Source organism: Herbiconiux sp. L3-i23 (genome assembly GCF_023734115.1).
GTDB lineage: Bacteria > Actinomycetota > Actinomycetes > Actinomycetales > Microbacteriaceae > Naasia.
The window spans coordinates 2,847,745-2,867,774 of record NZ_AP025737.1 but is presented as its reverse complement, the minus strand read 5'-3'; the positions used below and the strand labels follow the sequence as shown (position 1 = coordinate 2,867,774).

At 70.3% G+C, this 20,030-nt stretch carries 17 protein-coding genes; 8 read left to right on the top strand and 9 right to left on the bottom strand.

What is annotated here, in order from left to right; translation table 11 throughout:
• Window positions 1-101 precede the first annotated feature (101 nt).
• On the bottom strand, window positions 102-4,640 hold the full coding sequence (locus NGH83_RS13685) for an ATP-dependent helicase (protein ID WP_251856804.1): 4,539 nt from the start codon (window positions 4,638-4,640) through the stop codon (window positions 102-104).
• A gap of 189 nt (window positions 4,641-4,829) precedes the next feature.
• On the opposite strand from NGH83_RS13685, the gene NGH83_RS13680 reads away from it, so the two are divergent.
• Complete coding sequence (locus NGH83_RS13680) at window positions 4,830-5,606, top strand: CPBP family intramembrane glutamic endopeptidase (protein WP_251856803.1); 777 nt, start codon at window positions 4,830-4,832, stop codon at window positions 5,604-5,606.
• Window positions 5,607-5,626: 20 nt separating this feature from the next.
• Here the strand turns inward: NGH83_RS13680 and NGH83_RS13675 are convergent, their stop codons facing one another.
• Window positions 5,627-6,271 (bottom strand): alpha/beta hydrolase, encoded by a 645-nt coding sequence (locus NGH83_RS13675; protein ID WP_251856802.1) that lies wholly within the window; start codon window positions 6,269-6,271, stop codon window positions 5,627-5,629.
• A gap of 58 nt (window positions 6,272-6,329) precedes the next feature.
• Between NGH83_RS13675 and NGH83_RS13670 the strand changes: the two genes are divergently transcribed.
• Window positions 6,330-6,878, top strand: a complete 549-nt coding sequence (locus NGH83_RS13670) for an NUDIX hydrolase family protein (RefSeq protein WP_251856801.1) — start codon at window positions 6,330-6,332, stop codon at window positions 6,876-6,878.
• A gap of 59 nt (window positions 6,879-6,937) precedes the next feature.
• On the opposite strand, the gene NGH83_RS13665 is transcribed toward NGH83_RS13670, so the two are convergent.
• On the bottom strand, window positions 6,938-8,503 hold the full coding sequence (locus tag NGH83_RS13665; protein WP_251856800.1) for a DEAD/DEAH box helicase: 1,566 nt from the start codon (window positions 8,501-8,503) through the stop codon (window positions 6,938-6,940).
• Window positions 8,504-8,769: 266 nt separating this feature from the next.
• On the opposite strand from NGH83_RS13665, the gene NGH83_RS13660 reads away from it, so the two are divergent.
• Genes NGH83_RS13660 through NGH83_RS13650 form a run of 3 tightly spaced genes read left to right on the top strand, consistent with a single transcriptional unit; the run spans window position 8,770 to window position 10,462 of the window.
• Entirely contained in the window at window positions 8,770-9,183 is a 414-nt protein-coding gene (locus NGH83_RS13660; protein WP_251856799.1) for a helix-turn-helix transcriptional regulator, read from the top strand.
• A complete protein-coding gene (locus NGH83_RS13655; protein WP_251856798.1) occupies window positions 9,180-9,659 on the top strand; it encodes an SRPBCC domain-containing protein in 480 nt (159 codons plus the stop codon). Before NGH83_RS13660 ends, NGH83_RS13655 begins: the two co-directional genes overlap by 4 nt.
• Window positions 9,656-10,462, top strand: a complete 807-nt coding sequence (locus NGH83_RS13650) for an alpha/beta fold hydrolase (protein WP_251856797.1) — start codon at window positions 9,656-9,658, stop codon at window positions 10,460-10,462. Before NGH83_RS13655 ends, NGH83_RS13650 begins: the two co-directional genes overlap by 4 nt.
• Before the next feature lie 34 nt (window positions 10,463-10,496).
• Here NGH83_RS13650 and NGH83_RS13645 read toward each other — a convergent pair whose 3' ends face one another.
• The 3 genes from NGH83_RS13645 to NGH83_RS13635 all read right to left on the bottom strand — a co-directional run bounded on the left by NGH83_RS13645 (window position 10,497) and on the right by NGH83_RS13635 (window position 12,263).
• Window positions 10,497-11,120 carry a DUF1684 domain-containing protein gene (locus tag NGH83_RS13645; protein WP_251856796.1) on the bottom strand — a complete coding sequence of 208 codons (624 nt, stop codon included), beginning with the start codon at window positions 11,118-11,120 and terminating at the stop codon, window positions 10,497-10,499.
• Window positions 11,117-11,599 (bottom strand): hypothetical protein, encoded by a 483-nt coding sequence (locus tag NGH83_RS13640; protein ID WP_251856795.1) that lies wholly within the window; start codon window positions 11,597-11,599, stop codon window positions 11,117-11,119. Before NGH83_RS13640 ends, NGH83_RS13645 begins: the two co-directional genes overlap by 4 nt.
• Window positions 11,600-11,666: 67 nt before the next feature.
• Complete coding sequence (locus NGH83_RS13635; protein WP_251856794.1) at window positions 11,667-12,263, bottom strand: dihydrofolate reductase family protein; 597 nt, start codon at window positions 12,261-12,263, stop codon at window positions 11,667-11,669.
• 45 nt (window positions 12,264-12,308) lie between these two features.
• On the opposite strand from NGH83_RS13635, the gene NGH83_RS13630 reads away from it, so the two are divergent.
• Together NGH83_RS13630 and NGH83_RS13625 are read left to right on the top strand one after the other, a co-directional pair.
• Window positions 12,309-12,854: a 2-phosphosulfolactate phosphatase gene (locus NGH83_RS13630; RefSeq protein ID WP_251856793.1), complete on the top strand. Its 546-nt coding sequence runs from the start codon at window positions 12,309-12,311 to the stop codon at window positions 12,852-12,854.
• A gap of 123 nt (window positions 12,855-12,977) precedes the next feature.
• On the top strand, window positions 12,978-13,280 hold the full coding sequence (locus NGH83_RS13625) for a DUF427 domain-containing protein (RefSeq protein ID WP_251856792.1): 303 nt from the start codon (window positions 12,978-12,980) through the stop codon (window positions 13,278-13,280).
• On the opposite strand, the gene NGH83_RS13620 is transcribed toward NGH83_RS13625, so the two are convergent.
• From NGH83_RS13620 to NGH83_RS13610, 3 genes are all read right to left on the bottom strand, one after another.
• The gene (locus NGH83_RS13620) at window positions 13,270-13,800 is read right to left on the bottom strand and encodes a SprT-like domain-containing protein (RefSeq protein ID WP_251856791.1); all 531 of its coding nucleotides are present in this window, start codon (window positions 13,798-13,800) and stop codon (window positions 13,270-13,272) included. The genes NGH83_RS13625 and NGH83_RS13620 overlap by 11 nt on opposite strands.
• 114 nt (window positions 13,801-13,914) lie before the next feature.
• Window positions 13,915-15,105, bottom strand: coding sequence for a sorbosone dehydrogenase family protein (locus tag NGH83_RS13615; RefSeq protein ID WP_251856790.1), 1,191 nt, complete (start codon window positions 15,103-15,105; stop codon window positions 13,915-13,917).
• A gap of 77 nt (window positions 15,106-15,182) precedes the next feature.
• Window positions 15,183-16,058 (bottom strand): spermidine synthase, encoded by an 876-nt coding sequence (locus NGH83_RS13610; RefSeq protein WP_251856789.1) that lies wholly within the window; start codon window positions 16,056-16,058, stop codon window positions 15,183-15,185.
• A gap of 482 nt (window positions 16,059-16,540) precedes the next feature.
• Here NGH83_RS13610 and rpoB point away from each other — a divergent pair, with 482 nt between their 5' ends.
• The gene (rpoB, locus tag NGH83_RS13605; protein WP_251856788.1) at window positions 16,541-20,029 is read left to right on the top strand and encodes a DNA-directed RNA polymerase subunit beta; all 3,489 of its coding nucleotides are present in this window, start codon (window positions 16,541-16,543) and stop codon (window positions 20,027-20,029) included.
• The last annotated feature ends 1 nt before the right edge of the window (window position 20,030 follow it).

The following is a 20,030-nucleotide window of genomic DNA, read 5'->3' as shown; positions in this document are numbered from 1 at the left end:
CCCGCCCGGCCGTGTGGTGGAACGCGCTCCTCGCCTCATGCGACGAGACGCGATCTGTTGGTCGACTCGCCCGGCCCCGCAGTGGAACTCGTTCGCGTGCCTCATGCGCGGAGCCGCAATCCGCTCGGTCCGGCGGTGAAGCCCGCCATCTCGAGCGCGCGTCCGATGGGGGTGCCGAGCACGAACTCGCCGTCGGCCTTCTCGATGCTCAGCCGGTCGACGGCGCCCGAGCGGACGAGGGCAGCGAGAGCGCGGGTGCCCGAGGCGAGGCACTCCTCGTCGGTGGTGAAGGTCAGCATGCTCTTGCCCCCGCGCTCGAGGTAGAGGATGAGGTCGCCGTCGTCGAGTACGACGAGTCCCCCTGCCTTGCGTCCGGGCTTGTGACCTTCGACGGTCGGCCACGGCAGCGCGGCTCCGTACGGGTTCGCGGGGTCGGTCGCCGCCAGCACGACCGCATCGGCGGCGGGACGCGGGTCGCCGGGGGAGCGCGAGAACGAGCGGAGACGGTCGACCGCTCCGGAGGTCGCGAACTGCGCCGCTCCGAGCGTTTCGATGAAGTACCCCCGGCGGGCCCTGCCGCGCTCCTCGAATGCGCTCAGCGTCTTGTAGACGAGAGCGAACCCGCCCGGCACCCGCTCGGTCATGACCGACCCGCGGGTGACGACCCCGTAGCGGTCGAGCAGCAGCTCGGCCGTCGCCGCGGCGCGCACGGTGGCGTCGGACTCAGCGAGCGGGACGATCGACCAGCGACCGCTGACGAGGGGGCTGCCGGTGCGGCTCGGCATCGCGGCGCGGGGCAGCGACGACCGGGCGCGGTACGAACGGGTGCGGGCGGGTTTGCGCGGCTGACGGTGCGCGGATCCGCCCGAACCGACGAGTCCTCGCAACGGCGAGAAGGTGTCGTTGCTGACGAGTCCTGCCCAGACGAGATTCCAGATGGCGGTCTGCATCGCATCGTCGTCGGTACTGCCGACGGCGTCGGAGAGCTGGCGGAAGAAGTAGGCGCCGCCGCCCCCGAGCGAGGTGAGGATCTCCTGCTCGAGAGGCGAGAGTTCGATCTCGTCGGGTTGCGGCAGGGTGATGCCGACCGTGTCGGCGAGGTGGAGGCTGACCCAGCCGTCCTTGCCGGGCAGGGTGCCGGCTCCGGTCCAGAGGACCTCACCCGTCGAGGTCAGTTCGTCGAGCATCGACGGTGAGTAGTCGCGCACCCGCGACGGCAGCACCAGGCTCTCCCACGCCGACGCGGGGATGGGGGAGCCGCCCAGCTGGTCGATGACGGCGGCGACGCCGTCGACTCCGCGCAGGCGACCTCCGACCTGCTGCCAGGCGGGGAGGAAGCGGGCGAACGCTGCGTGGTCGACCGGTTCGACCTCGCGCCGCAGGGCGGCGAGCGAGCGGCTGCGGAGTCGTCGCAGCACCTCGACGTCGCACCATTCGGTGCCGGCGCCGCCGGGCCGGAACTCGCCGTCGACCACGCGTCGGTCTCCGCCGAGCCGCCGCAGGGCATCGGTGACGACCGCGACACCCAGGCCGAGCCGCTTGGCGGCGTCGGTCGCGGTGAAGGGGCCGTGGGTTCTCGCGTATCTGCTGACCAGATCGCCGAGCGGGTCGTCGACCGGCTCGACGAAGGCCATCGGCACCCCGATCGGCAGCGGCACTCCGAGGGCGTCCCGCAGACGGCTCGCGTCTTCGATCGCGGCCCACCGCTCCTCGCCGGCGAACGAGACCGCGAGGGCGCGGCGGGATTCGACCAGGGCGCCGAGCCAGGTGGGCACTTCGTCGCGGACCTCGGGCAGCACGCGCTGCTGCACCTCGTCGGTGCGCAGCGGCCCCAGCATGCGGAGCAGATCCGCGACGCCCTCGAGGTCTTTCGCCTGACGGTCATCGGCGAGGCGCTGCAGCTCGAGCTCGGTGCGCTCGATGACCTCGGGGTCGAGCAGCTCGCGCAGTTCGGTGCGTCCGAGCAGTTCGGACAGGAGCGAGCTGTCGAGGGCGAGCGCTGCGGCCTTGCGTTCGGCGAGCGGGCTGTCGCCTTCGTACATGAACGCGCCCACGTATCCGAACAGGATCGAGCTCGCGAACGGCGACGCGGCCTGCGTCGTGGTCTCGACGATGCGGATGCGCCGCTGCTCGATCTCGCGGACGATCTCGCCGAGGGCGGGCAGGTCGTAGACGTCGCGCATCACTTCGCGGATGGTCTCGAGGATGATCGGGAAGCTCGGGTACTTCTTGGCGACGTCGAGCAGTTGGGAGGCGCGCTGGCGCTGCTGCCAGAGCGGAGACCGTCGCGACGGGTTGTAGCGCGGCAGCAGCAGGGCGCGTGCGGCGCACTCGCGGAACCGGGAGGCGAAGAGCGCGGAGCCCGCCACCTCGCGGGTGACGATGTCGTCGATCTCGTCGGGGTCGAACACGAACAGCTCGGCCCCCGGCGGCTCGCCGTCGGTGTCGGGCAGGCGCACCACGATGCCGTCGTCGGAGGTGATCACGTTGCCGTCGACGCCGTACTGCTCCTCGACGCGGGCGGCGATCGCGAGCCCCCACGGTGAGTGCACGGGCATACCGAACGGCGAGTGCAGTACGACGCGCCAGTCGCCGAGCTCGTCGTGGAACCGTTCGACGACGAGGGTGCGGTCGGTCGGCACACTGTCGGTCGCGGCGCGCTGCTCGGCGAGGTAGCCGAGCAGGTTCGCGGTCGCCCGCTCGTCGAGCCCGAGTGCCGATACCGTCGCGGCCGCCGCATCGGGCTTCTGACCGGTGACCTCGCGGATGAATCCGCCGATGGCGCGTCCGAGTTCGGCCGGACGGCCGAGACCGTCGCCGCGCCAGAACGGCACCCGCCCGGGCTGACCGAACGCGGGTGTGACGAGCACGCGGTCGTGGGTGATCTCCTGGATCTGCCAACTGGTGGTGCCGAGGGCGAAGACGTCGCCCACCCGCGACTCGTAGACCATCTCCTCGTCGAGCTCGCCGACGCGGTTCGAGCCGCCGGCGTCGCCGACCATGAAGACGCCGAACAGTCCGCGGTCGGGGATGGTGCCGCCCGAGGTGACCGCCAGACGTTGAGCGCCGGGCCTGCCGGTGAGGGTGCCAGCGTCGCGGTCCCAGACGAGTCGCGGGCGCAGCTCGGCGAACTCGTCCGACGGATACCGCCCGGCGAGCAGGTCGAGGGTCGCGTCGTACGCCGATCGCGGCAGCGAGCCGAACGGAGCGCTGCGGCGAACCGTGTCGAACCACTCCTCGACGTCGAGGACGTCGAGCGCGCAGGCGGCGACCGTCTGCTGGGCGAGGATGTCGAGCGGGTTCGCGGGCACCGCGATCGCCTCGATCTCGCTGCGTACCATGCGGCCGGCGACGACGGCGGAGCTCACCAGGTCGGCACGGTGGGTGGGGAACATCACTCCACGCGAGATCTCGCCCACCTGGTGACCGGCGCGACCGAGCCGTTGCAGGCCGCTCGCGACCGACGGCGGTGCTCCGACCTGCACGACCAGATCGACCGCGCCCATGTCGATGCCGAGTTCGAGGCTCGATGTCGCGACGACGACCCGCAGCCGACCGCTCTTCAGATCGTCTTCGATGAGTGCGCGCTGCTCCTTGCTCACCGACCCGTGATGCGCTCGGGCGAGCAACGGGTCGGCGCCGCGGGTCGCTCCGCCCTGACCCGGCACCTCGGCGACTGCGGCGCCGACGGGCGCGAGTTCGAGTTCGAGCCGCTCGGACCACACCTCGTTCAAGCGCGCGGTCAGCCGCTCGGCGAGACGCCGGGAGTTGGCGAACACGATCGACGACCGGTGGCGGGTGACGAGGTCGACGATCGCCTCCTCGACGTGCGGCCAGATCGAACCGCTGCGGGCTTCGCCGCCCTCGTCGGAGGGGGCGGCGCCGAGCTCGGCCATGTCGTCGACCGGCACGACCACCGTGAGATCGAACCGCTTCGCCGAGCCCGGCGCGACGATGGTGACCGGCGCGCGGCCGCCGAGGAAGCGGGCCACCTCGTCGAGCGGACGCACCGTCGCCGACAGCCCGATCCGCTGCGCCGGCTTCTCGAGCAGGGCGTCGAGCCGCTCGAGGGACAGCGCCAGATGCGAGCCGCGCTTCGTCGAGGCGACGGCGTGGACCTCGTCGATGATCACCGTGTCGACCCCGCGCAGGGTCTCGCGCGCCGCCGAGGTGAGCATCAGATACAGCGACTCGGGAGTGGTGATGAGGATGTCGGGCGGCGAGCTGACGAGCGCACGCCGCTCGGACGACGGGGTGTCGCCCGACCGCACGCCGACGGTGATGTCGCGCGAGGCGCCGCCCAGGCGCTTCGCGGTCTGGGTGATGCCCACCAGAGGGCTCCGCAGGTTGCGCTCGACGTCGACACCGAGGGCCTTCAGCGGTGAGAGGTAGAGCACCCGGGTGCGGGGCAGTTCGTCGGACGGAGCGGGGGGAGGCGAGGAGGCCAGCCGGTCGATGGCCCACAGGAACGCCGCGAGCGTCTTGCCGGAGCCCGTCGGCGCGACCACGAGGGCGTGCGACCCGCTGGAGATGGCGGACCACGCGCCGGATTGCGCCTCGGTCGGCTGACCGAAGGCGCCAGTGAACCACTCGGCGGTCGCTCCGGAGAAACGACCCAAGCTCTCGTGCGGCGTGGCCATCCGCACATCATGGACCATGCCACCGACAACGTTCTCGGAACACCGAGTTCTCGGAACACCGAGTTCTCGGAACACCGAGGGCTCCGAACAGCCTGTTCGGGGTCGCCGAGGCGGGGTCGGGGCCGAGCGAGGCTATCGGTCGGGCCGCGCGACTGCCATGCTGGGCGCACGCCGAGGTGGGGGTGGTGCATGAGCGCGGTGACCGGACAGAGGCGAGAGCGCTTCGGCAGACCCATCGAGCGCCGAGACGGTCGGGACTTGCCCTTCTACGACGGGCGGCCGATCGAGGTCGCGGCCTGGAAGTGGCTCATCATCGTGCTCGCCTGCGCCGCCGGGTTCGCCGCGTTGGTGCTGATTCCCCAACCCGACCAGATCGTCGCTCTCGTGCCGCGCCTCCTCTTCCCGGCGATCCCGCTCTCGGTGTTCATCCTGTTCACCGGTCGCTACTGGACGTCGATCTTCCGCCGACTGTCCGGCTGGGACCTGTTGGACATGGTCGTCTTCTGGCTGCTCAACCTCGCGGTGTCGGCGATCGTCGGCCTCGTCGTGGCTGCGGTCTTCGGCGCTAACCCGAACCCGGCGACCGATGGGCTGGCCGCTTCGGGCGCCGCGAACCTCGTCGCCTTCTACGTGGGGACGGGGATCCAGCTATTCGGGGAGGAGGTCTTCACCCTTCTTCCGTTCCTGGCCCTCATGTACCTCCTCGTCACCAAGGCGCACCTCGGCCGGAAGACGTCGATCGTCCTCGCCTGGCTGGTCACCGCGGTCTGGTTCGGAGCGGCGCACCTGCCGACCTACGACTGGAACTTCGCGCAGGCGTTCCTCATCATCGGCGCGGCCCGACTCGTGCTCACCCTCGCATTCATCCGTACCAAGAACATCGCGGTTTCGACGGGAGCGCACATCCTGAACGACTGGGCGACGTTCACTGTGGCGATCGTCGTCGCGGCTTCCGCAGCGGCTTGAACCGGGCGCGCAGACGGACGCTAACCGTAGTGGCGTCGGAGGAAGCCGATCACGTCGGCGAGCTCGGCCTGCGAGACGGCGTGGGGGAGGTCCTCGTAGATGCGCCGATCGAGATCGCTGTGGCCGGGCAGCCATTCCTCGGTGCGCGCGACGGCCTCGGCCGGGATGATCTCGTCGTCGGTGCCGCGGCCCCAGAACACCGGTGGGCGCAGTTCGGCGAGACGGGCGTCGCCCTCGAGCTCGCCGGAGGTGACGTAGCCGGAGAGTTGCACGACGAAGTCGAAGCGCTCGGGAGCGTGGCGCAGGGCCTGCAGCGAGACAGCGGCGCCCTGCGAGAAGCCCATCAGGCCGACCGAGGTGGGGGCGGGGCCGAGGGAGTCGAGCCAATCGAGTACCGCGGCGGCGGCGGCGTCGACGCCGTCGCTCTTCGGGTCGCCGGGTGTGCCGAGCTCGTACCAGGACCACCCGGCGCCGTACGGGGCGAGCGCGCGCAGCGACGCGATCACCGGCTGCAGCGGCAGGTGCGGGGCGAGACCGAAGAGGTCCCCCTCGTGGGAGCCGACGCCGTGCAGGAGGACGAGCAGCGGCCGGTCGGCGAGCTCCGTCGGCTTCGCCGACCAGATCACCGCGCGGGCGTCGACGGAGGGCTTCCCTGTCCCCGGCATGGTGGCATCCTTCCTCCCGCACCGGACTTCTCGGACGAGATGTGGGAAGAATAGGCCCATGAGCTTCGTAGGCACCGGGACCCCCGACCCGAACCCCGGCTGGTTGAGCGACGAGGAACTCGCGGGCATCCGGCAGCGCCTCCCGCTGCTCTACGTCGAAGCGGTGCCCGTGCGAGTCGACGGGCTCGGACAGGTCACCGAGGTCGGCGTGCTGCTCCGGGTCGGGTCGGCGGGCACCATCACCCGCACCATCGTGTCCGGACGCGTCATGTACGGCGAGACCCTGCGCGACGCGCTGTTCCGCCACCTCGAGAAGGACCTCGGGCCGATGGCCTTCCCGCAGCTCCCGGCGAGCCCGGCGCCGTTCACCGTCGCCGAGTACTTCCCGACGCCGAGCATCAGCCAGTACACCGACGAGCGCCAGCACGCCGTCGCGCTCGCCTACGTCGTTCCCGTCACCGGCACCTGCGACCCGCGCCAGGACGCCCTCGAGCTGACCTGGATGTCACCGGCCGAAGCGGTCAGCGACAGCGTCGCCGCCGAGATGGAAGGCGGCCGCGGAGCGCTGCTGCGCATGGCGATGGCCTCCGTCGGCCGCCTCGTCTGACTCGCTGGGTTCGTCTGACTCGCTGAGTTCGTCTGTCTCGCTGGGTTCTTCGGCCCGGGTCAGCGACCGCGGCGGTTGCCGCCGCCGTTCTGACGCACGGTCGACCCCACCATGAGCTTCGGGGCACCGCCCGCGCTGCTCGCACGACGCGAGCCGCCCGAGCGCGAACCGCCCGCCGACGCGCTCGCCGCGCGACCGGTCGACGGCGCGTCCGAACGCGCGGTGCGCTGGCCCGTGCGGGTCTGGTCACGCTGGCCGGAACGGACCTCGTCGCGCACTCCGCGGTCCCGACGCTGACCTGCGTCGCCGCGCCGTCCGTTCTCGGTGCGCTGGCCGTTCTCGCTGCGCTGGCCGCCGCGCTCGGCGCGGGCCGCGCGCTTGCGCTGCGCGTTCGCGCCCTGGCTCGTGCCGGGGGTGCGGGTCTGCACCACCTTGGGCGCCGGCTTCACGTAGTCGGCGGCGGGGCCGACGAGTGCGTCGACCGCGGCCGACCCGGCGTCGACCTGCTGGGGCTGCACCGAGATGGACGCCTTGCGCAGCAGGGTGGCAACGTCCTTGCGCTCGCTCGCGAGCGACACGGTGACGACATCGCCCTCCGACCCGGCACGGGCGGTGCGACCCGAGCGGTGCAGGTAGGCCTTGTGCTCGGTCGGCGGGTCGACGTGGACGACGAGCTCGACGCCGTCGACGTGAACGCCGCGGGCGGCGACATCGGTGGCGACCAGCACGCGGACGCTGCCGTCGCCGAACGCGGCGAGGTTGCGGTCGCGCTGAGGCTGCGACAGGTTGCCCTGCAGATCGACGGCGGGGATGCCCGCCGCGGTCAGGCTGGCGGCCAGCTTCTTCGCGTGGTGCTTCGTACGGGTGAACAGGATGCGGCGCGACCGGCCCGACGCGAGGCGCTGCACGAGCGCCTTCTTCGCCTCGGGACCCTCGACCTCGAACACGTGGTGCGTCATGGCGGCGACGGGGGAGTTGGCCTCGTCCACCGAGTGCATCCGCTCGTCGTGCAGGAAGCGGTTCACCAGCTTGTCCACGCCGTTGTCGAGCGTCGCGGAGAACAGCAGGCGCTGACCGCGTTCCGGCGTCGCCGCGAGGATCCGGGTGACGCCGGGCAGGAAGCCGAGGTCGGCCATGTGGTCGGCCTCGTCGATGACGGTGATCTCGACCCCGTCGAGGGTGATGAAGCCCTGCTTCATGAGGTCCTCGAGGCGACCGGGGCAGGCGACGACGATGTCGACGCCGGCCTTCAACGCGCTCACCTGACGGTTCTGGTTCACGCCGCCGAAGATCGTCGTCGTGGTGAGGCCGTACTTCGCGGCGAGCGGGGTCACGGTCGCGGCGATCTGGGTCGCGAGCTCCCGAGTGGGGGCCAGCACGAGTCCGAGCGGGCGGCCGGCGCGGCGCTTGCCGCCGGCGAGCTCGCCACCGAGGCGGGCGACGAGGGGCAGCGAGAACGCGAGCGTCTTGCCGCTGCCGGTGCGGCCGCGGCCGAGCACGTCGCGCCCGGCGAGGGTGTCGGGCAGGGTGTCGACCTGGATGGGGAACGGGGACTCGATGCCCTGAGCGGTGAGCTCCGACACGAGAGGGGCGGGCACGCCGAGCGTGCTGAAAGTTGCAGACATGGATGTGGTTTCTGGCTTGGCCGCGACCGTGCATGTGCGTTCGGTGGCGGCGATGAGGCGAGCGCGCCGGCGGCGCAGTCGTTCGCCTTCGGAAGAAGTCCCAGCCGAGCGCCGAAGATGCGGCGGAGATGAGGGGACGAAGTCGTCAGACGCAGCGCCGACGAACGCGGCGCAGGAAATACAGCCTAGCGGATTGACGCGGCCACCGGTCGAGGAGCAGTATCTACCCAGCGCTATATAACCGTTCGGTTTTGGAAGGAGGCGGGATGAGCGACTCCATCGGAGCGGTCTTCGCCGCCCTCGCCGATCCCACCCGTCGCGCCATCGTCGAGCGCCTCGCCCACGGCGACGCGAGCGTCACCGAGCTGGCGGAGCCGTTCGCCATCTCCCAGCCCGCCGTCTCGAAGCACCTCCGGGTGCTCGAGAACGCGGGCCTCATCACCCGCACCCGAGTCGCGACCACCCGGTACAGCAGCCTGCGGCCAGAGCCCCTGCGCGAGGCCGCCGCCTGGGTGGAGCGGTACCGCGGCCTGTGGAACGACGGGTTCGACCGGCTCGACGCGCTGCTCGCCGCCGACCGCGCCGCTTCCCCCACCGGGGCCGCTGCTCCCAACGGGGCAGCCTCATCCACCGGGGCCGCCCCGCTTCCGACCGACTCTTCGAAGGACGAACGCCGATGACCATCGAACACCGCCCCGCCGTTCCGGACGTGACCGACTCCGACCTCTTCCTCTCGCGCACCTTCGACGCGCCCCGCGAAGCGGTCTGGCGTTACTTCGTCGATCCCGCCGCGCTGGCGCTGTGGTTCGGACCCCGCGGAGTGCACGTCGACCCCGCGTCGGTCGTGGTCGACCTGCGCGAGGGCGGACGCTGGGACCTCGACATGATCGACGACGCGAGCGGCGACCGCTATCCGCTGCGCTGCCGCATCACCGCCTTCCGACCCGAGGAGTACCTCGAGGGCGCCATGACAGGGGCCGACGGCGCGATCGCCGTGACGTTGCGGCTCTGGTTCCACGATCACGGCGAGCGCACCCGCCTCACGCTGCACCAGGGCCCGTTCACCGCGGAGCAGCTCACCCAGACCGGCTCGGGATGGACCGAGTCGTTCGAGAAGATCGACGCGGCGCTCGCCGCAGGAGAGGACGCGCGATGAGCGACGAGACGCCCCGCTACGCACGGTCGGCCGACGGCACCCGCATCGCCTACGAGGTGCACGGCGATGGACCGCCGCTCGTCCTCGTCGACGGAGCGCTCTGCAGCCGGGCGATGGGTCCCGGACGCTCCGTCGCGAAAGCGCTCGCCGATCGGTACGCCGCCGCCGTCTACGACCGACGCGGTCGTGGCGCGAGCGAGGGCGGTGTCGCGGATCCCGGGCGCGAATTCGATGATCTGCGTGCGGTGATCGACGCGGTCGGCGGTGAGGCGACGGTGCTCGGACAGTCGTCGGGGGCCGCGCTCGCGTACCGGGCCGCCGCCGCCGGCGTGCCGATGGTCGCACTCGTGGGCTACGAGGCACCGTGGGTCGGCCTCATGACCGAGAAGGACGGCCGTGCCCGCGACTACGCAGGCGACGTTCGCCGGCTGCTCGACGACGGGAAGCCGTCGAAGGCCGTCGACTACTTCTTCGGCAGGATGATCGACGCCCCCGCCTTCCTGCCGTACATGATGAAGCTCATGCGACCGCAGTACCGCGAGATGACGAAGTCAGCGGAGACGCTGCCGAACGACATCGCCGTCATGGGAGCCGAGTACCGCGTGCCCTCGGCAGAGCTCTCGGCCATCGGGGTGCCGACCCTGGTTCTCGTGGGCGAGAAGGCGGCGCCCGCCATGCGAGCTGCTCAGGAGCAGGTGGCCGCCGCCGTGCCGGGCGCCCGCTTCGAGGTCCTCGCGAGGCAGACCCATCAGGTGTCCGCCGCCGCGCTCCGCGACGCGCTGCTTCAGTTCGCACCCGCCTGAGCCGACCGGCCGCCGGGACGCTGATCGACCCGAGTCAGGATCCGTAGCGCTCGCCGACGGGGATCGGCGCCGCCACCGTGTTGCCGAGCGGGGCGAGCGGGCACGCCCACGCCGGGTCGTAGGCGCAGGACGGGTTGTAGGCGAAGTTGAAGTCGAGGGTGAGGGTCGCTCGACCGCCGGAGGTGTGCTCGCCGTCGAGCAGGGAGCCTTTGATGCTGTCGATGAGATAGCGGCCGCCGCCGTAGGTGCCACCCGAAGTGTTCGCCGTCGCGTCCTTCACCGGAACGAACACTCCGCCGCCGTAGGAGGCGAGCCTCCACACGTCGAGCGAGCCGACCTCCGGCACGCGGACGAGCCCGATGCGTTCGAACGGGACGACGCCGTCGGTGCCGGTCTCGACCTCCATGCGCTCGGGCGCCGCACCCTCGATCGGGAGCTCGAACCGCCAGGCGGGGTCGTACGGGGCCACCGGGAGCCCGGAGAAACCCTCGCGGTCTTCGGGGAGCAACGGGGAAGCCGGATGGGCGGCGAAGAGCTCGTTGCGGGTCGAGACCCACAGGTTGTGGCCCTCCGCCGGCGGCAGGACGCGGACGGTGTCGTAGAGGGCGAAGATGCGCCGACGCCAATCGGCTGTCTGCAGCGCGGTGACAGCGGTCATCGCTCGCTCGTCCAGCTGGGAGCGAGGGCCTTGATCCGGGCGCCGCGCCATTGCCAGAGCGCCCACAGCGACGGCCAGATCGGAAGAGTCAGCGCTCCCGCCGAATAGACGAGACGATCGCGGTAGAGCGTCCTGCCCGGCTCACCGGGCGCGGCTGCGATCGCCATGCGGTGATCCCACGTGTCGAAGACCGTGTTGAGGCCGCTGAGCCCGCTCCCGTTGTCGCGCATGATCTGCACCCCCGCGTGCTGGCGGTCCGGGAACTCGATGCCGATCGACTGACTGCCGATCGGCACACCGAGCGCCTCGATCCGTACCGGGTGCTGTCCCGCCTCCCACCGTGGCGGGAACCCCGACGGTTCGAGCGAGGTGAAGTCGAGCAGGGGGAGCGAGGCCTCGCGGAACACCGTCGGCGACTGGATCGCACGCCAGGCGGCCTCGGGCTCGCAATCGAGGACCATCTTCAGCTGCACGCGCATGAAGGCAGTGTCGCACCCGCGTCCGGGCTTTCGCCGCGAGCCCGCCTCGGCCGGCGCAAGCGCGCGGTCAGGCCGCCGACGTCGTCCGCACGTACTGCGCGATGGTGACTCCCGACTCGAACGATCGCGAGGTCACGAGCTCGAACGTCCGCGGCGCGTAGGCGGCGCCGGCGAAGAGCGGGATGCCGCTGCCGAAGACGAGCGGGTTGACCTTGAGGATGAGCCGGTCGATCTCGTCGATCAGGGTCGCTGCCAGGGCTCCGCCGCCGGCCAGCCAGATGCCGCCGCCCGGCGAGTCCTTCAGGGCTCGGACCGTCGCCACGGGGTCGGCGGTCGTTTCGATGGCGGCATCCACCTGCCGCTCCGTGCGCGTGGCCACGATCTGGCGCAGGTGCGGGTACGGCGACGCGATCCCCGCGTCGAGGGCGGGGAGGTAGGTGTTCCAGCCCATCAGCACCGTGTCGAACCGCGATCCGTCTGCCGCGACGCCGAGAGCGGTCTGGGCATGGATCGGAAGCGTGTCGGCGAACTCGGCGAGGATCGCATCGAAATGGTCGCCTGCCTGCGGGAAGGCTCCGAAGTCGCCGTCGGGCGCCGCGATGCAGCCGTCCAGGCTGGCGGCGACGTAGTAAGTGAGCTCTCGCGCACGGTCAGAGGTGTCCATGCGGCCAGTCAAACCGACGCCGCCCGACAGGCATAGCCTTTCCTGATGCCCCACACCACATCGCCCGCTCGATCGCTCGCACGCGGCCAGGCCAAGTACCAGGTCCGATTCGAGTGGGGCAGCGCGGGAGCCGACGCGGTGTCCGCCGGGGCCGACGTGCTGGTGATCGCCGACGCGATGGGGTCGGCGGAGGTGATCCCGGCCGGATTCCCCGGGCCGGTCCTCGCGGCCACCGGCGGCAACCGCGAAGCCACCGCCGCGTGGGTGCTGGCGCAGCAGGAGGGCAAAGGCGACCGGTTCGCGGTCGCGGTCATCGCGGCCGGAGCCGACGAGGAGGACGGGCTCCGCTTCTGCGTCGAGGACCTGCTGCTCGCGGGCGGCGTCATCGACGCGCTCGCCGACGCCGGCATCGACTACGCCTCACCCGAGGCGGCCTCCGCCGCGGCGGCGTATCAGGGCTTGAACCGTGCCGTGTCGCACATCCTCTCGGCGTCGGTCACCGGTCAGGACCTCATCGGGGCGGGCGACTCCCAGGAGATCGAGAAGGCGCGCGACCGTCTCGACGTCACGCACGTCGTCCGCGTGCGCTGAGAGTCGGGCGCTCAGAGCTGTGAGGTGGCGGGGCGCCACGCTCAGCGGGAATCCCACCCGGTGGCATAGCGTTCGGGATCGGTGCGGCGTCACGTCGACGTCGACGCGATGTGAGGAGAAGCGATGAAGGCAGTACTCGGAGACACGGTGATCGCGGAGGCCCCGAAGGAGGACCTCATCCAGATCGAGGGCAACTGGTACTTCCCGCCCGCGAGCGTCAACGCCGAACTCCTCGAGAAGAGCCCCACCCCGTACACCTGCCCCTGGAAGGGCGAGTGCCAGTACTTCAGCGTGAAGGACGGCGAGCAGCTCCTGCAGGATCGCGCATGGAGCTACCCGACGCCCTACGAGTCGGGCATCGCCCGCGTCGGTAAGGACTTCAGCGACTACGTGGCCTTCTGGAAAGAGGTCCGGGTCACCGACTGAGCACGGGGAGTCGCATCGGCCGATCGGCCGGCAAGCGTGCGGTCATCGCCGCGCGCCGGTCGGCCGAGGTCACCTCGCGCCGCGTCCAGGTGATCAGCCGCGCCTCGCTGAACCCGCGCCCGCAGAGCCGGCACGACAGCGGAGCGGTGGGGCGCCGGTAGCGGTGGTGCACATGACCCGCCGGGCACTGGCCGACCCAGGGTGCCAGCTCGCTGGCTCCCTCCCCGTCGTGCAGCCGTTCGCCCTCATACCCGATGCTGCGTGCGGTCGAAATCCATCGCGGGCCGTGGCCGGCGCGATGACCGGCCATCGCGTGCGCCACCTCGTGCAGCAGCACCTGATGGATCTCGTCGTCGGTGTACTTCGCGGCCAGGTACCGCGACACCGTGATGCGCCGGGCGTTGTAGTCGCACTGACCCGCCCGCCGCTTGGCGTTGTCGAAGCCGAAGCTCCAGCGGGGATCGAGGTGCAGCGCGATGAGGGCGTCAGCCCACTTCCGCACTCTGTCGAGTTCTGACACGGGGAAACGCGTCTCCAGTTCTCCGGCACCGTCGAATGGTCGGGCGCCGGTGGTTCGGCGTCGTCGGGACGAGGCTACGCCCACCCTCGGACACGCCCTCGCAGGCGCTGCCGGTCACTGCGCGGGTGCGAGCTCCGCCGACAGGATGCGGTCGGCGCCGTCGCGCGGATCGCCGCGGCCGTCGGTGTTGTTCGTCACGAACCACAGCGACCCGTCGGGCGCGGCGATCACGTCGCGGATCCTCCCGCGGTCGTCGAACCACGACGTCGTCGTCGCCGAGCCGGTGTCGGCGCCCTGCACCACCCAGAGGCGTTCGCCGCCGAGTCCCGCGACGAACAGCGTCGAGCCGGCGGCCGTCATGCCGCTCGGGCTGGCCTCGGAGGTCGACCACTGCACGAGCGGATCGACAAAGCCTTCGCGGCCGCCGATACCCTCGACCTCCGGCCAGCCGTAGTTGGCGCCGGGCTCGATGCGGTTCACCTCGTCCCACGTGTTCTGACCGAACTCCGCCGCGTACATCGCCCCGGACTCCGTCCACGCGATCCCCTGCGGGTTGCGATGGCCGAGACTCCAGACCAGCGAGTCGCCGAACGGGTTGCCCTCGGGCACGCCGCCTTCCGGCGTCATCCGGAGGATCTTGCCGTTCAGCGATGCCGGGTCCTGCGCGCTCGGCCGGATCGACGCGTCGCCGGTCGTCGCGTAGAGCATGCCGTCGGGACCGAACGCGAGCCGTCCGCCGTTGTGATTGCCGGCCTTCGCGATGCCGTCGAGGATCGTCTCCGGCGCGCCGAGCGCGAGGGCGCCGGGCTCACCGGTGAGCGGCATCCGCACGATGCGGTTGTCCGCTTCCGCGGTGAAGTAGGCGTAGATCCACGTGCCGTCGCCCGGATCTGCAGATTCGGTGTCGCCGGCATCGGTGGCGGGCTCGAGGGCGGCGAGTCCGAGCAGGCCGCCTTCGCCGCCGGGCACGACGCCGGCGACCGTGGTCACCTGCCGCGTGGCGCCGTCGGCGGTGAGTTCGATGACGGCCGCGGTGTCCCGCTCCGAGACGAGGGTGCTGCCGTTCTGCAGCGGCAGCAGCGACCAGGGCGCCTCGAGACCCGACGCGATCTCGGTGACCGAGCCGGGCACGAGAGCGCCGATCGTCGCCTCGGGCGCGAGCGGAGTGGGCGGGGCCGAGGGCGCCGGCGGTGGCGTGCTTCCGCGCGGCGCCGGCGAGCAGGCCGCCAGCGCCGCCGTCAACCCCAACGCGGCCGCCAGGAGCGCGACGGTGGGCGCGGCGACCACGAAGCGGAGGCGTGCCATCGCGCCAGCGTCGCAGGGCCGCCTGGAGAAACGCCCCTGATGACCAGCCGCGCTCGAGGTCGACGCGGCGGAACAGCTCAGCCGCGGGGGACCTGGAAGATCGAGCGCCCCGGCAGCGGCGAGGGGGTGGCGACGGCATCGGTCACCGCGGAGGCGCCGGCGATGAAGTCGCGCAGCTCGCGCTCCATGACGACCTTCGCGGGATGCGGTCCCGCGGCGAGGATGCGCGGGAGCCACTCGAACGGCAGCTCCGACGGCGAGGCGACGAGGACGATGTTGCCGAAGCGTCGGCCCTTGAGGATCTGCGTCTCGGCGAGCGCCGCCACCTGGGGGAACACGTCGTCGAGGGTCGCGGCCTGGCCGCGGGCGAAGGCGAGGCCGGGGCCGTCGGCGATGTTGACCGCCACGATCCCTCCCGGCGCGAGCAGCGCGGCGACCTGCCGGTAGAACTCGACGGTCGTGACGTGGGCGGGGATGCGCGCACCACTGAAGACGTCGACGACGACGAGGTCGACGCTGCCCGACATCGACGGGGGCAGCGAGCCGAGCTTCTCGCGGGCATCCCCGTAGCGCACCCTGATGCCGGAGTCCTTCGGCAGCGGCAGGTGCTCGCGGACGAACTCGACGAGCGGCTGCTCGATCTCGATCACCTGCTGCCGCGACCCCGGCCTCGTCGCCGCGACGTAACGGGGGAGGGTCAGCGCCCCGGCCCCGAGGTGCAGGGCCGTGAGCGGCTGGCCGGGGTCGCCGATCAGGTCGATCACGTTGCCGATCCGCTGCACGTACTCGAATCCGAGCAGGGTCGGATCGTCGGGGTCGACCTGGGACTGCGGCGTCCCGTCGACGACGAGGGTCACCATGCCGGGCCGGAACCGGTCGCGCTCGAGCACGGCGTCCTGCCCGCCCGGCAACCGGGTCGAAGCGATCACGCTGTCATCCCGCCGATCAGCCATGTCATGAATCCTCGCAGAGGAACCCGGGGTGCTCAGACCGGCAGGAATCGACTCGGCGCAGGACCCGAGACGGCTCGGGATCCCCCGCAGAATCGGGGAATGGCGCGCACCGGCGCGCGGTTATACATGAGGACCTCGCACGGGTCAAGGATGTCGCTGGACACGGAGCGTCGGGCGGCATACACTAGTCCCTTGCGCTCCCATGTCGTCGTCGATGTCGCGCGCCTCCTCGGAGGTGGCGGACCCGGCGATCGCACACAGACACTTCACGCCTTCATATTGCGGTCGGCAGTCGTGCGCCCAACGTACTCACCGTCAACGGCAGGCTCACCCATGAGCGTCGCCCGAGACCGAGGACGACCGGAGCTGGATTCACTCTAGCCACCGTCTGGGGAGCATCTCCTCACCTCGCTACCGACACACCTCGCTACTGAGACCGACTTCAACGAACGGCCCTTCCTCGGGCCTCGGAGGTTATTTCCTTGGCTGCTGCGAACAACGCAACGTCCACCACTCCCAAGAACGGCCGCACCGCATCGCGGCTCTCGTTCGCCAAGATCACCGACACCCTGACGGTTCCCGATCTGCTCGCGCTGCAGACCGAGAGCTTCGACTGGCTCGTCGGTTCCGACGCGTGGAAGGAGCGCGTCGTCGAAGGGCAGGCCCAGGGCCGCACCGACCTGCCCACCCGCAGCGGGCTCGATGAGATCTTCGAAGAGATCTCGCCCATCGAGGACCTCGCCGAGACGATGCAGCTGTCGTTCACGAACCCCTTCCTCGAAGAGAAGAAGTACACCCTCGACGAGTGCAAGGAGCGCGGCAAGACCTACGCCGCCCCGCTGTACGTCGAGGCCGAATTCATGAACCACCTCACCGGTGAGATCAAGACGCAGACGGTCTTCATGGGCGACTTCCCGCTCATGACCGACAAGGGAACCTTCATCATCAACGGCACCGAGCGCGTCGTCGTGTCGCAGCTCGTCCGTTCGCCCGGCGTCTACTTCGAGCGTCAGCAGGAGAAGACCTCCGACAAGGACATCTACTCCGCCCGCGTCATCCCGAGCCGCGGTGCGTGGCTCGAGTTCGAGATCGACAAGCGCGACCAGGTCGGCGTCCGCATCGACCGCAAGCGCAAGCAGAGCGTCACCGTCTTCCTCAAGGCCCTCGGTCTGACCAGCGACGAGATCCTCGAGAACTTCCAGGGCTACGCGTCCATCGAGGCCACCCTCGAGAAGGACAACATCCTCACGAAGGAAGAGGCCCTCAAGGACATCTACCGCAAGCTCCGCCCGGGCGAGCAGGTCGCCGCCGAGGCCGCGCGTGCGCTCCTCGACAACTTCTACTTCAACGGCAAGCGCTACGACCTCGCCAAGGTGGGTCGTTACAAGATCAACCGCAAGCTCGGTCTCGACAAGCCGCTCAGCGACTCGGTCCTGACGGTCGACGACATCATCGCGACCATCAAGTACCTCGTCGCGCTGCACGACAACCGCACCACCCTGCCCGGTGTGCGCGACGGTCAGCCGGTCGAGCTCCGCCTCGACGTCGACGACATCGACCACTTCGGCAACCGTCGCATCCGCGCGGTCGGCGAGCTGATCCAGAACCAGGTCCGCACCGGTCTGTCCCGCATGGAGCGCGTCGTCCGCGAGCGCATGACCACGCAGGACATCGAGGCGATCACGCCGCAGACCCTGATCAACGTGCGCCCCGTCGTCGCCGCGATCAAGGAGTTCTTCGGAACCTCGCAGCTGTCGCAGTTCATGGACCAGAACAACCCGCTCGCGGGTCTGACCCACAAGCGTCGTCTCTCCGCGCTCGGCCCCGGTGGTCTCTCGCGTGAGCGCGCCGGCGTCGAGGTCCGCGACGTCCACCCGTCGCACTACGGCCGCATGTGCCCGATCGAGACCCCTGAAGGCCCGAACATCGGCCTCATCGGTTCGCTCGCCTCGTTCGCGCGGATCAACTCGTTCGGTTTCATCGAGACCCCGTACCGCAAGGTCGTGAACGGCGTCGTCACCGACGACATCCACTACCTCACCGCGAGCGAGGAGGACGACTACCTGGTCGCCCAGGCCAACGCCCCGCTGAACGCCGACCAGTCGTTCGCCGAGGCTCAGGTCCTCGTCCGCCCCAAGGGCGGAGAGGTCGAGCTCGTCGACAAGGACCGGGTCGACTACATGGACGTCTCGCCGCGCCAGATGGTGTCGGTGGCGACCTCGCTGATCCCGTTCCTCGAGCACGACGACGCGAACCGCGCCCTCATGGGTGCGAACATGCAGCGTCAGGCCGTTCCGCTGCTCCGCTCCGAGTCGCCGCTCGTCGGCACCGGTATGGAGGGCTACACCGCCATCGACGCGGGTGACGTCGTCATCGCCGAGAAGGCCGGTGTCGTCGCCGAGGTCTCGGCCGACGTGGTCACCGTCCAGCTCGACGAGGGTGGCACGCAGAGCTACTACCTGCGCAAGTTCGACCGCTCCAACCAGGGCACGTCGTACAACAACCGTGTCGTCGTCGACGCCGGAGAGCGCGTCGAGGCCGGCCAGGTCATCGCCGACGGTCCCGCGACCGAGAACGGCGAGCTCGCGCTCGGCAAGAACCTGCTCGTCGCGTTCATGCCGTGGGAGGGTCACAACTTCGAGGACGCGATCATCCTCAGCCAGAACCTGGTGAAGGACGACGTCCTCTCCTCGATCCACATCGAGGAGTACGAGGTCGACGCCCGCGACACCAAGCTGGGCAAGGAGGAGATCACCCGCGATCTGCCGAACGTCAGCCCCGAGCTGCTCGCCGACCTCGACGAGCGCGGCATCATCCGCATCGGCGCCGAGGTCCGTCCGGGCGACATCCTCGTCGGCAAGGTCACGCCCAAGGGCGAGACCGAGCTGTCGGCCGAGGAGCGTCTGCTGCGCGCGATCTTCAACGAGAAGAGCCGCGAGGTGCGCGACACCTCGCTGAAGGTTCCTCACGGTGAAGAGGGCACGATCATCGCCGTCAAGGAGTTCTCCGCCGAGAACGACGACGAGCTCGGCTCGGGCGTCAACCAGCGCGTGGTCGTCTACATCGCCCAGAAGCGCAAGATCACCGAGGGTGACAAGCTCGCCGGCCGTCACGGCAACAAGGGCGTCATCTCGAAGATCCTGCCCGTCGAGGACATGCCGTTCCTCGCCGACGGAACCCCCGTCGACGTGGTCCTGAACCCGCTCGGCATCCCGGGCCGCATGAACTTCGGTCAGGTGCTCGAGACCCACCTCGGTTGGGCCGCGAAGCAGGGCTGGAAGGTCGACGGAAGCCCCGAGTGGGCGAAGCGTCTTCCGGAGCAGGCGCACGAGGCCGCCCCCGGCACGAAGGTCGCCACTCCGGTGTTCGACGGTGCCCTCGAGGAGGAGATCGCGGGTCTGCTCGACTCGACGACGGTCAACCGCGACGGCGAGCGACTCATCGGATCCTCCGGTAAGGCGCAGCTGTTCGACGGCCGCTCGGGTGAGCCGTTCCCGGACCCGGTCTCGGTCGGCTACATGTACATCCTGAAGCTGCACCACCTGGTCGACGACAAGATCCACGCCCGCTCGACCGGTCCGTACTCGATGATCACCCAGCAGCCGCTCGGTGGTAAGGCGCAGTTCGGTGGACAGCGTTTCGGTGAGATGGAGGTGTGGGCCCTCGAGGCCTACGGCGCCGCGTACGCGCTCCAGGAGCTCCTGACGATCAAGTCCGACGACATCCTCGGCCGCGTGAAGGTCTACGAGGCGATCGTCAAGGGCGAGAACATCCAGGAGCCCGGAATCCCCGAGAGCTTCAAGGTCCTCATCAAGGAGATGCAGTCGCTCTGCCTGAACGTCGAGGTCCTCTCGGCCGACGGCACCGCGGTCAGCCTGCGCGACACGGACGACGAGGTCTTCCGTGCCGCCGAAGAGCTCGGCATCAACATCTCCTCGCGCTTCGAGTCGTCCTCGATCGACGACATCTGAT

Bases quoted from the DNA above. Each gene is read 5' to 3' on its own strand.
- NGH83_RS13665 (WP_251856800.1), bottom strand. From the start codon at position 8,503: ATGTCTGCAACTTTCAGCACGCTCGGCGTGCCCGCCCCTCTCGTGTCG.
- NGH83_RS13650 (WP_251856797.1), top strand. From the start codon at position 9,656: ATGAGCGACGAGACGCCCCGCTACGCACGGTCGGCCGACGGCACCCGC.
- NGH83_RS13680 (WP_251856803.1), top strand. From the start codon at position 4,830: ATGAGCGCGGTGACCGGACAGAGGCGAGAGCGCTTCGGCAGACCCATC.
- NGH83_RS13685 (WP_251856804.1), bottom strand. From the start codon at position 4,640: ATGGCCACGCCGCACGAGAGCTTGGGTCGTTTCTCCGGAGCGACCGCC.
- NGH83_RS13630 (WP_251856793.1), top strand. From the start codon at position 12,309: ATGCCCCACACCACATCGCCCGCTCGATCGCTCGCACGCGGCCAGGCC.
- NGH83_RS13645 (WP_251856796.1), bottom strand. From the start codon at position 11,120: ATGACCGCTGTCACCGCGCTGCAGACAGCCGATTGGCGTCGGCGCATC.
- NGH83_RS13640 (WP_251856795.1), bottom strand. From the start codon at position 11,599: ATGCGCGTGCAGCTGAAGATGGTCCTCGATTGCGAGCCCGAGGCCGCC.
- NGH83_RS13655 (WP_251856798.1), top strand. From the start codon at position 9,180: ATGACCATCGAACACCGCCCCGCCGTTCCGGACGTGACCGACTCCGAC.
- NGH83_RS13615 (WP_251856790.1), bottom strand. From the start codon at position 15,105: ATGGCACGCCTCCGCTTCGTGGTCGCCGCGCCCACCGTCGCGCTCCTG.
- NGH83_RS13660 (WP_251856799.1), top strand. From the start codon at position 8,770: ATGAGCGACTCCATCGGAGCGGTCTTCGCCGCCCTCGCCGATCCCACC.
- NGH83_RS13625 (WP_251856792.1), top strand. From the start codon at position 12,978: ATGAAGGCAGTACTCGGAGACACGGTGATCGCGGAGGCCCCGAAGGAG.
- NGH83_RS13675 (WP_251856802.1), bottom strand. From the start codon at position 6,271: ATGCCGGGGACAGGGAAGCCCTCCGTCGACGCCCGCGCGGTGATCTGG.
- NGH83_RS13670 (WP_251856801.1), top strand. From the start codon at position 6,330: ATGAGCTTCGTAGGCACCGGGACCCCCGACCCGAACCCCGGCTGGTTG.
- NGH83_RS13635 (WP_251856794.1), bottom strand. From the start codon at position 12,263: ATGGACACCTCTGACCGTGCGCGAGAGCTCACTTACTACGTCGCCGCC.
- NGH83_RS13610 (WP_251856789.1), bottom strand. From the start codon at position 16,058: ATGGCTGATCGGCGGGATGACAGCGTGATCGCTTCGACCCGGTTGCCG.